We start from the raw sequence: 12,201 nt of genomic DNA, 5'->3' as shown, positions 1-12,201 counted from the left end.
TTAGTATAGCTTATTCTAAAATAACTGTTCTATTTGATGACACGCCCTAGAACGGTCTGATCAATAACACATAATACTATTCGGCTTGATCGGCAAGTTTATAGGCCATGACATAGTCACCAATAGTTGTGCCAACTGAACCATGTCCACCAGCAACCAACACTACCATTTGCTCACCTTTAGAGTTCAAGTAGGTCATTGGCGTGGCCTGACCGCCTGCGGGGATGCGCACATTCCACAACACGTCGCCATTTTTTAAATCATAAGCGCGGAAATTGTTTTCAGTAGCAGCTGACAAGAATGCCACGCCCCCTTGGGTAATAATGGGTCCACCAATACCAGGAACACCCAGCTCCAGTTTTAGTGGAATAGGCGATAAATCCTGTACAGTACCATTTTTACGCTGATAGGCAATCTCACCGGTCGCTAGGTTAGCCCCTGCTATGGTGCCCCATGGTGGCTGCTGACATGGTACGCCTAACGGTGATAAGAAGGGTCCCATTTCTACCGCATAGTCTGCGCCTTTATTGGCATTAACCCCTTGTTCACCTTTATTGGTTTCTGCATCACCAAGATTGTCTCTAGGAATGAGTTTTGACTTAAATGCCAGATAAGTTGGCATACCAAACATTACGCCATTTTTAGGATCGACAGCAATACCGCCCCAGTTAAAGGTACCGAAATTGCCAGGATAGACCAGAGTGCCTTCAACCGATGGTGGCGTATAACGACCATCATAATTGAGCTGATTAAATTCAATACGGCACATCATCTGATCAATTAAGCTTGCACCCCACATGTCTTTTTCAGTGAGTGGCTCAGGCTCAAAGCTCAAAGCAGAGTAAGGCTGCGTGGGAGCGGCGTGTTCACCCGCTACCAGATAACCTTGGGGTGCTGGACGCTCTTTGATCGGTACAATGGGTTCACCTGTCGCACGGTTTAGGACATAGACATCGCCTTGTTTAGTAGGAACGACAAGGGCAGGCTGTACGCCATCGGCGGTGTCTAGATCCAGCAACGTGGGCTGGGCAGGTGTATCCATATCCCAAAGATCGTGATGAACAAACTGCTGAACCCAGCGTGCTTCACCCGTTTTGAGATCTAAAGCAACAACGGACGTCGCGTATTTTTCTTCAGCGGCGTTTCGATAGCTACCTAGTTGGTCGGGCGTACGATTACCCATTGGGAAATACGCCAATCCAAGCGCTTCATCGGCACTGGCTGTCGACCATGAATTTGGCGAGCTGGTGCGATAAACTTGGGTTGGATCATTGACGTCAAAAGGTGCTGTTTTGTCAGGATCGCCTGAATCCCAGTTCCACATGAGCTCGCCAGTATTGACATCATAAGCACGGATAACACCAGAGGGAGAGTTGACATCATAGTTGTCATTGACTGCCCCCGCCACAATAATAACACCGCCTGCGACGATCGGTGGAGAGGTCGAATAATAGTAACCGGCTTGCTTAAAGGGCATGTTATGCATCAAATCTAACGCACCATCGTCACCAAAATCTTGACAGCGTTGTCCAGTGTTTGGGTCGAGTGCGTATAATTTGGCATCAGAGGTAGGAATAAAGATTTTGGCATCGCATTGAGTCGAGGCGTTATCAAAAGTGTTGCCCGCAATTTTTTGTACCATCACATTGCTGGTGGTCGCTTTACTAGTAGCAGTGTTGATGACACTACTATTGCCACTTGCTGCCGTATTGGTGTCTGCAACGACGTTATCAGCATCCGCTTGACCAGCATAGTAGGACACGCCTCGACACGTTTGGTGTTGACGTTGTAGGTTTTTTTCTACTTTAGGATCAAACTTCCACAAGGTCTCACCAGAGTCTGCATCCAATGCCAATACCCAGTTGTGCGGAGTACACATGAATAAAGCATTGCCGATTTTTAGGGGCGTGGCTTGATAGGTCGTCTCACCGACATCATTAGGACCTTTTACATCGCCTGTTTGGATTTGCCAAGCAAGCTCTAAGTCTTTAACGTTACTGGTGTTGATTTGAGTCAGAGGAGAGTAGCGTTGCCCATAGTCAGTACGACCATATGCACTCCATTCACCCTCTGACGTTTGCTCACCATTTGATAGTGGGTCACCAAGACTGGCAGACGTATCAGTTGAAGTGGCGGTTAAATCAAGTTCGCCTAATTTGTCTGTGGCGTTGTTTGCTAAGCTGCCAAAAGAAAGCAGGGCACCAACACCAACGCTGGCTAACAGACCCCAATAATAAAGAGGGTTTTTCTTAAAATTGTCTTTATTTAGCGCGCTGTTAGTAGTATCTGCCGATACTCGGGTTTTCTTGCCGTGCATCTTATTAGCTACCCAAGGCAACAACATCAACAGGCCAAATATGAGTGGAAAGCCGACTCGAGGCGCTAGTGCCCACCAATAAAAGCCGGACTCCCAAAGTGCCCAAGCGACAGTGGCAATAATAAAGACAGTGTAGAGCCCGTAAGCACTCCAATGTCTTTTAAACAATAAAAATGCTGTGACGAGCATCGTGATGCCAGCAATAACATAATAGGGACTGCCCCCTAAAGAGAGCAGATAAGCGCCGCCGATCAGCAAAGGGGCGGCAAAAACTGCCATAATGATCGCTACGAGTTTTTCCATGAGCGGTATCACCTGTTTACATAAGAGCAAATGGACATGCAGTGATCGACACCCAGGCACAATTAAATGTCTAGGCGTCCAGCAATACATGCAGAAATAAAAAACAAATCAAACGTTGAATAACATTCTAGACTCTATTTTATCACTTATACATAAGCTCGGTAAAGGTAGGGTAAGGTGACACCAGCGGTTTAGCCGCCTTGTTTTAGTTGTCAAATTGTTTCTGACACAGCTCCATAAAGGCACGACCGTATTGGCGAATCTCTGCGTCATCACGTACGGCCATCCAACTGGTGAAGCGGCCAAAATGATCCACTGGAATGGCCGTTAAGTTTTGATAGTGGCTCGGCTCAAATGCCATTTCTGCGATAATACCAATGCCTAAACCAAGACCCACGTAGGTGCTGATCACATCAGCATCGAGCGCTGCTATGACGATATCTGGCTCTAAGCCGGCTTCCTCAAAAGTCTTGTCAATCGCCCCGCGTCCCGTAAAGCCGCCGTGATAGGTGACAATGGGGTAGCTGGCAAGAGTTGGTAAGTCAATAGACGCTTGGTTGGCAAGTTCATGATCGCTTGGTACGATGACGCGATGCGTCCAGTCATAGTATCGGTAGCATCTGAGGTAACTGTTATGAAGTAGAGACTCGGTGGCAATACCAATGTCCGCTTGACCACGAATGACCATCTGCGCGATGGTCTCAGGATCTGCTTGTTGGAGGATCAAATTGACCTTAGGAAAACGATCTTTGAATTCTTTGACCACTTGTGGCAACACATAACGCGCCTGCGTGTGAGTGGTGGCAATGGTTAGTGTGCCGATATTTGGATTGTTAAAATCAAGGCTAAGGTTTTCAATCGTACGGATTTCAGCAAATATCGATTCGATGTGCGGCATGAGGGCTGTGCCCATAGAAGTCAAGCCGGTTAGCCGTTTGCCTTGACGAATGAAAACTTCGGTTTTAAGTTGATTCTCAAGCGCAGCAATGTGTTTTGACAAGCTCGATTGACTGGTGTGCAGTACTGTCGCTGCTTGGCTTAAGTTATAGCCATTAATCACCGTATGCCATACTGTCTCCAGCTGTTTGAGCTGAATTTGTAAATGCCGCTGATTGACCACTACATCGATTGCCATTATTGAATCCTATTGTGTAAATATACAAACCCTGTCTGTATACATAAAATGAAAAGGTAAAAATATGTCGTAAAGGAGTAGTGTAAAACAAAGTTATTATTCTTGTATATAATAAATAGCTATCAATTTATAATAATTGGGAATATAGAGTTTCTCATTTATTTAAAGATAAGCAGGAATGATGGGAAATAAGCGGCCCTGACTGCATAAAAAAACCGCTGTCTTCTAGAAGACAGCGGTTTATCGATTGTACATTCAATCACTAAGATTGGAGTGAGTTAGTACCTTACTCAGCGATATCAAAACGATCCGCATTCATGACTTTGTTCCAAGCGCGGACGAAATCATGAACGAATTTTTCTAAATTGTCGTCTTGCGCATACAGTTCAGCGTAAGAACGCAATATAGAGTTTGAGCCAAACACTAAGTCCACACGGCTGGCTTGCCATTTGGTTTTTCCTGTACTACGCTCGCGTACCTCATAAGTATTAGCGGTACTGCTTGTGTTATCGCTTGTTTTTACAGGATGCCAAGTGTAGTTCATATCCGTTAAGTTGACAAAAAAGTCATTGGTCAGCACGCCCGCTCGTTCAGTAAAGACGCCATATTGGCTTTGACCATGATTGGTATCTAGCACGCGCATACCACCGATCAGCACCACCATCTCAGGCGCGGTCAAGCCCATCAATTGAGTGCGATCGAGCAGCATCTCTTCAGGTGATACGATGTACTCACCTTGAACCCAGTTACGATAGCCATCGTGTAAAGGTTCCAAATCAGAGAATGAGTCCGTGTCAGTCATGGCGTCGGTTGCATCACCGCGCCCCGCTTTAAATGGGACAGTGATGTCTACGCCCGCGGCGTCTGCGGCTTGCTCGATCGCGGCATTACCAGCCAAAACAATCAGGTCGGCTAAGCTGACGTCTTTGCTAAATTCCGTTTGAATACGTGTCAACGTCTCAAGCACCCGATGGAGCTGCTCAGGCTCGTTACCTACCCAGTCTTTTTGCGGTGCTAGACGAATGCGTGCACCGTTGGCGCCGCCGCGATAGTCTGAGGCGCGAAAAGTACGTGCGCTATCCCATGCCGTGATAATTAGCTCACGGCGGCTCAGCCCACTACTTAACACTTGCGATTTTAAAGTTGCAATATCATCAGCCGTCAAGTCAGTGTTGCCGGTTGGAGTAGGATCTTGCCAGACAAAGTCTTCGCTTGGTACGTCTGCGCCTAAATAGCGAGACTTAGGACCTAAATCACGGTGCGTCAGTTTAAACCATGCTTTTGCAAAGACTTCATCGAAATAGTCTGGATTTTGATGAAACTTCTCTGAAATCTCACGGTATATAGGGTCTTTAATCAAGGCCATGTCCGCATCAGTCATGATTGGGTTGCGGCGTACACTTGGATCGTGCGCATCTAGCGGGCGGTCTTCTTCTTTGATGTCGGTTGGCTCCCACTGCCAAGCGCCTGCTGGACTTTTAGTCAATGCCCAGTTGTGACCTAACAGAAGCTCGAAGTAGCCGTGATCCCATTGAGTAGGATTGGTTGTCCAGGCCCCTTCAATACCACTTGTAACGGTGTCGCCTGCATTGCCACGACCTTTAGGATTGCGCCAGCCTAAGCCTTGCTCAGTCACATCAGCGGCTTCTGGTTCATCTTCTAATACAGTCGCATCGCCATTACCATGACACTTACCAACGGTGTGTCCACCCGCGGTCAATGCCACCGTTTCTTCATCGTTCATGGACATGCGAGCAAAGGTAGTACGCATGTCTTTAGCGGTTTTTAGTGGGTCAGGATTGCCATCAACACCTTCAGGGTTGACATAGATTAAGCCCATCTGTACCGCTGCTAACGGGTTTTCAAGCGACTCACGGTTTTCATCGCTGTCGTAACGATTTTCGGTAGCGGCCAGCCACTCACGCTCCGAGCCCCAATAGATGTCTTTTTCTGGATGCCAAATGTCAGCGCGCCCACCAGCAAAACCTAAGGTTTTAAAACCCATCGATTCGTAGGCCATATTGCCCGCTAAAATCATCAAATCTGCCCAAGACAATTTACTGCCGTATTTTTTCTTGATAGGCCATAACAGGCGACGGGCTTTATCAAGGTTGACATTGTCAGGCCAGCTATTTAATGGGGCAAAGCGTTGATTACCCGTATTAGAGCCGCCGCGACCGTCAGCACGACGATAAGTACCAGCAGAATGCCAGGCCATACGAATCATAAGGCCACCATAATGGCCCCAATCTGCTGGCCACCACTCTTGTGATTCAGTCATTAAGTTTTTTAAATCTTGCTTAACCGCTTCTAAATCTAGCTGCTTAAAAGCCTCCGCATAATCAAAATCCGCACCCATAGGGTCGGTCTTTTTGTCATGCTGATGCAAGATGTCTAAATTCAAACTGTTCGGCCACCAATCAGTGGCGGCAGAGGAAGTGGTGGTGTGGGCTTGGTGCATGACAGGGCAGCCACCCATACTAGGGCGCTGTGGCGCGTGAGCGTGATCTATATTTTCACTATGAATGGTGGGACCTTGGTCGTCACCTTGATCATAGGTGGTGTTAGTAGCAGCCGTACTGCTGTTGTGATTTACAGGGCAACGCTCCATGTCTGGCGTCGCTTTTTTATCATTTGGGGTAGCGGTTGAGTCGGTCATTGTGTAACTCCTAGACTATGGTGATAGGGTGGATAAACAGTTAATCGTCATAACCATTGCTTATGTACTAAGCATAACTAAGTATTTATAATTTATAAAACTTATATATAAGGATTATAAGTTTTAAATAATTAATCGTGAAAAATCTTAACATTTTAAATTATCAATGCGCTATCAACGTCCTTATTCGCTATCGCTAAATGATCTGGCGCTACTGTCACCTATACTTATATATTACACGTAAAGTAGTGAATTGCTAGCCATCTTTAATGAGAGAAGATAGAAAGGAAAACATCGGTCAATGTAACCTTAATGAAAAGCTAGCGTCATCTGCGTTACCCTATGAAAAATAAGCCCTCCCTAAACCTTGCAATCAGTCAGTTAATGCAAAAACATCTAGTCAAGGTAGGCGTTCTCAAGTACCATAATTGAATTTTGTTGTAACGGCCGTATTTGTGCAACGTTAAGCAATTTTTATCGATCCTCATGGTCGACATCTGATAAAAATGATTGATAAAAATTGTGCGCAGTTGTGTTCTTTGTCCCAAGTGTTAGTGAGTGATTATGTCTGCTGTCAAATCTGTACCACCCAACCAAACCGTTGCCAAAAAATCATGGGGTGAGGCGGCGAAAGCGTATCTCGATCGCCGCGCTATTATCATGTTGTTTTTGGGCTTTGTTGCTGGCATTCCAATTCTGCTTATTTTTTCAAGTTTGTCACTATGGCTTCGTGAAGCAGGTATCGATCGCAGCGTCGTGACTATGTTTAGCTGGGCCGCTTTGGGTTACTCGTTCAAATTTATTTGGGCGCCGCTGGTCGATGCGGTACCGCTGCCTATATTAACCAAATTATTGGGTCGTCGCCGCAGCTGGATATTGGTCGCTCAATTACTGATTATTCTGGCCATTTGTCTGATGGCCAGTGTCAATCCAGTCGATGAAAGCAGTCTGGTTTGGATGGCAGTTGGTGCCGTCCTGCTTGGTTTTTCTTCTGCCACGCAAGACATCGTCATTGATGCGTACCGTATCGAGCTTGCGCCGCCAAGTCTGCAATCTGTACTATCGGCGATGTATACGGCGGGCTATCGCTTGGGCATGATTGTTGCGGGTGCAGGCGCTTTGTACTTAGCAGACTATTTTGGCTCGACAGAAGCACTTTATAGCTATGAGGCGTGGCGTAATACCTACTGGATTATGGCGGGTGTTATGGGGATTGGTGTGGTCACTACGCTCCTCATTCATGAGCCGGTGAGTGAGCAGGTACGTGTGCCGCGCCAGACATCAGACTACACGCGTTTGGTTTTGGTCTTTGCTTTATCAGTGATTGGTTTTGTCATGGTGTTTGCCAATGTTGGGGCCATACTGCCTGACACTGAGAGCGCGCTATGGGGCTTTTTAATTGAAATGGTGCATTTGGCGTTGAGTTTGACGACCGCGTTAGTCATTGGTTATGCACTAGTAAAAGTCGGGGTGGTCAAAGAAGAGGTAGCAAGAGCGACGTGGATCGAGCCTATTGCAGATTTTTTTCGTCGTTACGGCAAAAAAGCCCTGTTACTACTGGCGCTGATTGGACTCTACCGCATATCTGATATCGTCGCTGGCGTGATCTCCAACGTTTTTTATCTTGATATGGGCTTTACTAAAACAGATATTGCCAACGCTGTGAAGTTGGTTGGGGTCGTTATGGTGATTGCCGGTGGCTTTTTAGGTGGCCTCATGGCGCAAAAGCTGCGCATGATGCAAGCGATGATGGTCGGCGCGATTTTGGCCTGTGTGACCAACTTATTGTTTGTGCTGTTGACTTATCATCAAGGCAGCTTGCCTGTGATGTACATGGCGGTGATTTTTGATAATTTAGCGGCAGGATTGGCCAGTGCGGTCTTTATCGCCTTCTTATCCGCACTGACGTCTATTCGTTTTACGGCGGTACAGTACGCCATCTTTTCATCGCTTATGACCTTACTGCCGAAAGTATTGGGCGGTTATTCAGGTACTATTGTTGATAATATGGGTTATCCATTCTTCTTTATTTTCACCTTTGCCATCGGTATTCCAATTTTGGTGCTGATTTATCTGGTTGATAAACATATCGTCATTGGTGACAACGATGATATCTACGGAGATAATGATGGCAATGATGACGGTGGCAACGACGTCACCAATAAACTTGCCAAGGCCAATCCGAACTTGACAGATACCAAAGAGCCACCACGCGCATCAGAGTAGCGGAGGGACTCAGTAGTACGTTAGTTTTTTATCACCTACAATATTTTTAAGAGTAATTTATGACCACAGTAACCATTCGTCAAATAAAGCAGCACATTCAGCAACTGACGAGTGGCGACACGGATAATCAGTTACCGTCGTTTTGGCTAACGGATTGGTTACTCCATGTCATTCATAAACCTGCGCTGTTTTTACTCACTGATGAAGGCTATGAGCTGACGAGTAGTGAGCTTATGCAGTTCAATGCGGGTGTGGTTAAAATGCAGCAAGGGACGCCACTAGCCTATTTAACGGGTCAGCAAGCGTTTTGGTCCCTTAACTTTACTGTCAATGAGCATACGCTGATCCCTCGGCCTGATACGGAAGTATTGGTCGAGCAAGTATTAGGCTGGATAAGTACTCAGCCAACGTGTACCAGTAAGAAACAACTACTTGATTTAGGCACGGGCTCAGGTTGTATTGCCATCAGTCTTGCGCATGAGTTGAAGCATGCCAACTGGCAAGTGGTGGCGGTTGATTTATCGCAAGAAGCGCTTAACGTTGCGCGGCATAATGCCGTTGTCAATGATGTCGCCAACATTGAATTCATACAAAGCAGCTGGTATAACGAGCTTTTTATGTATGAGAAAAATTCATTCGATGTCATCGTCTCCAATCCCCCTTACATCGATGAGGCAGACGCGCATTTAGCACAGCTAAAAGCCGAACCTATCAGTGCGCTAAGTGCGCCCAAGCAGGGTTTGGCTGATATCGAACATATCGTAGAGCAAGCATTACCTTATTTACGTGTAGGGGGGCTGCTAGCGATTGAGCACGGTTTCGACCAAGGCGCTGCTGTCCGTCACATGTTTTTGGATAATGGCTTTGAGTCCGTCAAGACGGTGCAAGATTATGGCGGTAATGATCGCGTGACACTTGGCCAGAGTCAATCAATAAGCAGATAGCTGACAATCATCGCTTTAATAATAACGATCATCGTTGAAGGTTTTTTTAGTTGATAGTCTCGTTTAATCAGTAGTCAGTTTTTATCATAATAAAGTTGTTTAATCATAGGTTTCAAATAAGTATGACGCACTCACTCGAGACAGGGCAGTTATTAGATGAAGAGTTGCTGCGTTATGCGCGGCAAATATTGCTTGATGGCTGGGATATTGATGCTCAGCTAAGATTGAAGTCTGCGCGAGTGGTAATCATTGGTGCAGGTGGACTGGGTTGTCCCGCTTCTGAGACCTTGGTGCGAGCAGGACTGGGGCAGGTTCATCTGATTGATGATGATGTGATTGAGGCGAGTAATTTACAGCGGCAAACGCTATTTTTGCCCGAAGATATCGGTCAACCCAAAGCACAGGCCGCGGCGATCATGCTAAAGCGTATCAATCCATTGATAACGGCGCGCGGTACGGTGGCACGATTGAATGAAGACAACGCTTATGAGTTGCTCGATATGGCAGGGGGTAAGCCTGATTTACTCTTAGACTGTACGGACAATTTTGCCACGCGTGATATTATCAATCGCATCAGTGTGCGCTATCAAATTCCGCTATTATCGGCTTCAGCGATTGCAATGCAAGGGCAGTTAGCGTTGTTTGAACCGCATCTAAATACGGGCTGTTATCACTGTGTGTTTGGTTCGGTGGTACTTGATGAAGCAAATGATGAGCGTACTTGCGCCAATTCAGGCGTGCTTGCCAGTACCACGGCTATTATGGGCAACCTACAGTCCAATGCCGCCTTGCAATACTTGGGATTAACCAAAAATCCACTGACAAACAAGCTGCTACTATGGGATGGTAAGCAGATGCAGCAACGGCTGATGGGTTATCGCAAAGACCCAGAGTGTCCTGTCTGTAGCAGTCACTAATCTTTATTGAACACTGCCTGTTTAACGCATGCTTGCCTGTCCTTTCACCTTCTTTTTATTACCATAGTTGTTTTTTATGAAAATTCATCGTCCGCATTTATTAAAGCACACTTTTAATGTTGTGAATCGTGTTCGCCAGACGGCAAGCGTCGCTGGTCTGTCGGCGCTAAGAGTCGCCAAAGGTGAAAAGCCTGACGCGATGCTACTCAAAGAGACGTTTGAGCAGTTAGGTACGACATATATCAAAATTGGTCAGTTTATTGCTAGTACGCCCTCACTGTTTCCACGTGATTATGTCACCGCGTTCCAGAGCTGTTTGGATCAAACCACGCCATTGTCTTACGCTTATATTGAGCAAGTATTAACAGACGAGTTGGCGATTGATGGTCTGACGCTTGATGAGATGTTCGCCCATATTGACTCAGAACCGTTAGCATCAGCCTCTATCGCTCAAGTTCATGCGGCACGTCTACACAATGGTGATGAGGTGGTGCTAAAAGTACAAAAACCTGGTGTCGAGACCATCATGCAGACGGATTTAGGCGTCCTGCACGGTGTCACCAAGTTACTCGAGCTGGTGATGCCATCGATGAAGTTTGCCAGCATCGCGCCGATTATCGATGAGATCCGTCTGCGTATGCTTGCTGAGACAGATTTTATCGCTGAGGCGCAGAATATTCGAGATTTTCAGCAGTTTTTAGCGGTATCAGGCAATACCCGTGTGGAGGCCCCAAAAGTATACGAGGCGCTAACGACCAAGCGGGTACTGACCATGAGTCGCTTATACGGCGTCTCTATGGTAGATGAGTCGCTAATGCGTCAGTACTGCACGGATCCTGCGCAAGTTATGGCAGATACTTTAAATACATGGTTTGCCAGTCTTATGCTGTGCAATAGTTTCCACGCTGATTTACACGCTGGGAACTTAATGCTACTGACTGATGGTCGCATTGGCTTTTTGGACTTTGGTATCGTTGGCAAGTTAAAAGCAGAAAGCTGGCGCGCGTGTATGGGTATGATGCAAGCGATGCAGGACAGTGATTATCAAGCGATGGCGCGCCATATGATCGATATGGAAATGACTCATGGTGGCAATCAGGTTGACGTGGTGGCGTTGGGGGATGATTTGCAGCGTATGATGAAAAATATCATGGCAGAAGACAAAGCCTTTACTAGCGGTGTCCCTTTTAACAGTAAAGAGCAAGCCGATGAGCTTAATACAATGATGCTTGAGATTGTCGAAGTTGGTAAGCGTCACGGTATTCACTTTCCCCGTGACTTTGCTTTGTTGACCAAGCAGATGCTCTATTTTGATCGCTTTATGCGTACACTTGCGCCTGACATGGATATGTTCAGCGATCAGCGTGTGCAAATGCTCGGACAAACAAAGACCGAGACGGATACAGCGTCAACGTTGGATGTGTCCTAGGGCGTGTCATCAATTAAGCCAGACCACGCAAGAAACCAGATGAATCGCACTGAGGAAATGACTGGCTAACTTATCATAACGAGTGGCAATCGCACGGTACTGCTTGATCTTGGCAAAGAAGTTCTCGATCAGATGCCGTGCTTGATAGAGCTCTTTATCGAAGCCTCTTGGCTGCAGCCGATGACACTTAGATGGTATGACTGCATGGCCTTGTACTGCTTTAATCGGTTCAATGACACGGGCATCGGCATCATAAGCTTTATCGGCAAGC

General features: G+C 46.5%; 8 protein-coding genes. 4 read left to right on the top strand and 4 right to left on the bottom strand.

Going from position 1 to position 12,201, the window contains the following annotated elements:
- Nucleotides 1–76 precede the first annotated feature (76 nt).
- The 3 genes from B2P60_RS03700 to katG form a co-directional block, all read right to left on the bottom strand.
- On the bottom strand, nt 77–2,620 hold the full coding sequence (locus B2P60_RS03700) for a membrane-bound PQQ-dependent dehydrogenase, glucose/quinate/shikimate family (protein WP_286739514.1): 2,544 nt from the start codon (nt 2,618–2,620) through the stop codon (nt 77–79).
- 205 nt (nt 2,621–2,825) lie between these two features.
- Nucleotides 2,826–3,755 carry a LysR substrate-binding domain-containing protein gene (locus B2P60_RS03695; protein ID WP_193006773.1) on the bottom strand — a complete coding sequence of 310 codons (930 nt, stop codon included), beginning with the start codon at nt 3,753–3,755 and terminating at the stop codon, nt 2,826–2,828.
- Nucleotides 3,756–4,041: 286 nt separating this feature from the next.
- Entirely contained in the window at nt 4,042–6,234 is a 2,193-nt protein-coding gene (gene katG, locus B2P60_RS03690; protein WP_286739515.1) for a catalase/peroxidase HPI, read from the bottom strand.
- Nucleotides 6,235–6,978: 744 nt separating this feature from the next.
- Between katG and B2P60_RS03685 the strand changes: the two genes are divergently transcribed.
- The 4 genes from B2P60_RS03685 to B2P60_RS03670 all read left to right on the top strand — a co-directional run bounded on the left by B2P60_RS03685 (nt 6,979) and on the right by B2P60_RS03670 (nt 11,930).
- The gene (locus B2P60_RS03685) at nt 6,979–8,640 is read left to right on the top strand and encodes an AmpG family muropeptide MFS transporter (protein ID WP_286739513.1); all 1,662 of its coding nucleotides are present in this window, start codon (nt 6,979–6,981) and stop codon (nt 8,638–8,640) included.
- Nucleotides 8,641–8,699: 59 nt separating this feature from the next.
- A complete protein-coding gene (gene prmC, locus B2P60_RS03680) occupies nt 8,700–9,584 on the top strand; it encodes a peptide chain release factor N(5)-glutamine methyltransferase (RefSeq protein WP_286739512.1) in 885 nt (294 codons plus the stop codon).
- A gap of 122 nt (nt 9,585–9,706) precedes the next feature.
- A complete protein-coding gene (locus B2P60_RS03675; protein ID WP_286739511.1) occupies nt 9,707–10,501 on the top strand; it encodes a HesA/MoeB/ThiF family protein in 795 nt (264 codons plus the stop codon).
- Nucleotides 10,502–10,577: 76 nt separating this feature from the next.
- Complete coding sequence (locus B2P60_RS03670) at nt 10,578–11,930, top strand: ABC1 kinase family protein (protein WP_286739510.1); 1,353 nt, start codon at nt 10,578–10,580, stop codon at nt 11,928–11,930.
- A 9-nt stretch (nt 11,931–11,939) separates the two neighbouring features.
- Here the strand turns inward: B2P60_RS03670 and B2P60_RS03665 are convergent.
- A partial coding sequence (locus B2P60_RS03665; RefSeq protein WP_286739509.1) for a transposase occupies nt 11,940–12,201 on the bottom strand: 262 nt, incomplete at its 5' end.

The organism is Psychrobacter sp. UBA3068, from assembly GCF_002366815.1.
GTDB lineage: Bacteria > Pseudomonadota > Gammaproteobacteria > Pseudomonadales > Moraxellaceae > Psychrobacter > Psychrobacter namhaensis.
This window is presented reverse-complemented; position numbering and strand designations above follow the sequence as displayed.

Bases quoted from the DNA above. Each gene is read 5' to 3' on its own strand.
- B2P60_RS03700 (WP_286739514.1), bottom strand. From the start codon at position 2,620: ATGGAAAAACTCGTAGCGATCATTATGGCAGTTTTTGCCGCCCCTTTG.
- B2P60_RS03695 (WP_193006773.1), bottom strand. From the start codon at position 3,755: ATGGCAATCGATGTAGTGGTCAATCAGCGGCATTTACAAATTCAGCTC.
- katG (WP_286739515.1), bottom strand. From the start codon at position 6,234: ATGGGTGGCTGCCCTGTCATGCACCAAGCCCACACCACCACTTCCTCT.
- B2P60_RS03685 (WP_286739513.1), top strand. From the start codon at position 6,979: ATGTCTGCTGTCAAATCTGTACCACCCAACCAAACCGTTGCCAAAAAA.
- prmC (WP_286739512.1), top strand. From the start codon at position 8,700: ATGACCACAGTAACCATTCGTCAAATAAAGCAGCACATTCAGCAACTG.
- B2P60_RS03675 (WP_286739511.1), top strand. From the start codon at position 9,707: ATGACGCACTCACTCGAGACAGGGCAGTTATTAGATGAAGAGTTGCTG.
- B2P60_RS03670 (WP_286739510.1), top strand. From the start codon at position 10,578: ATGAAAATTCATCGTCCGCATTTATTAAAGCACACTTTTAATGTTGTG.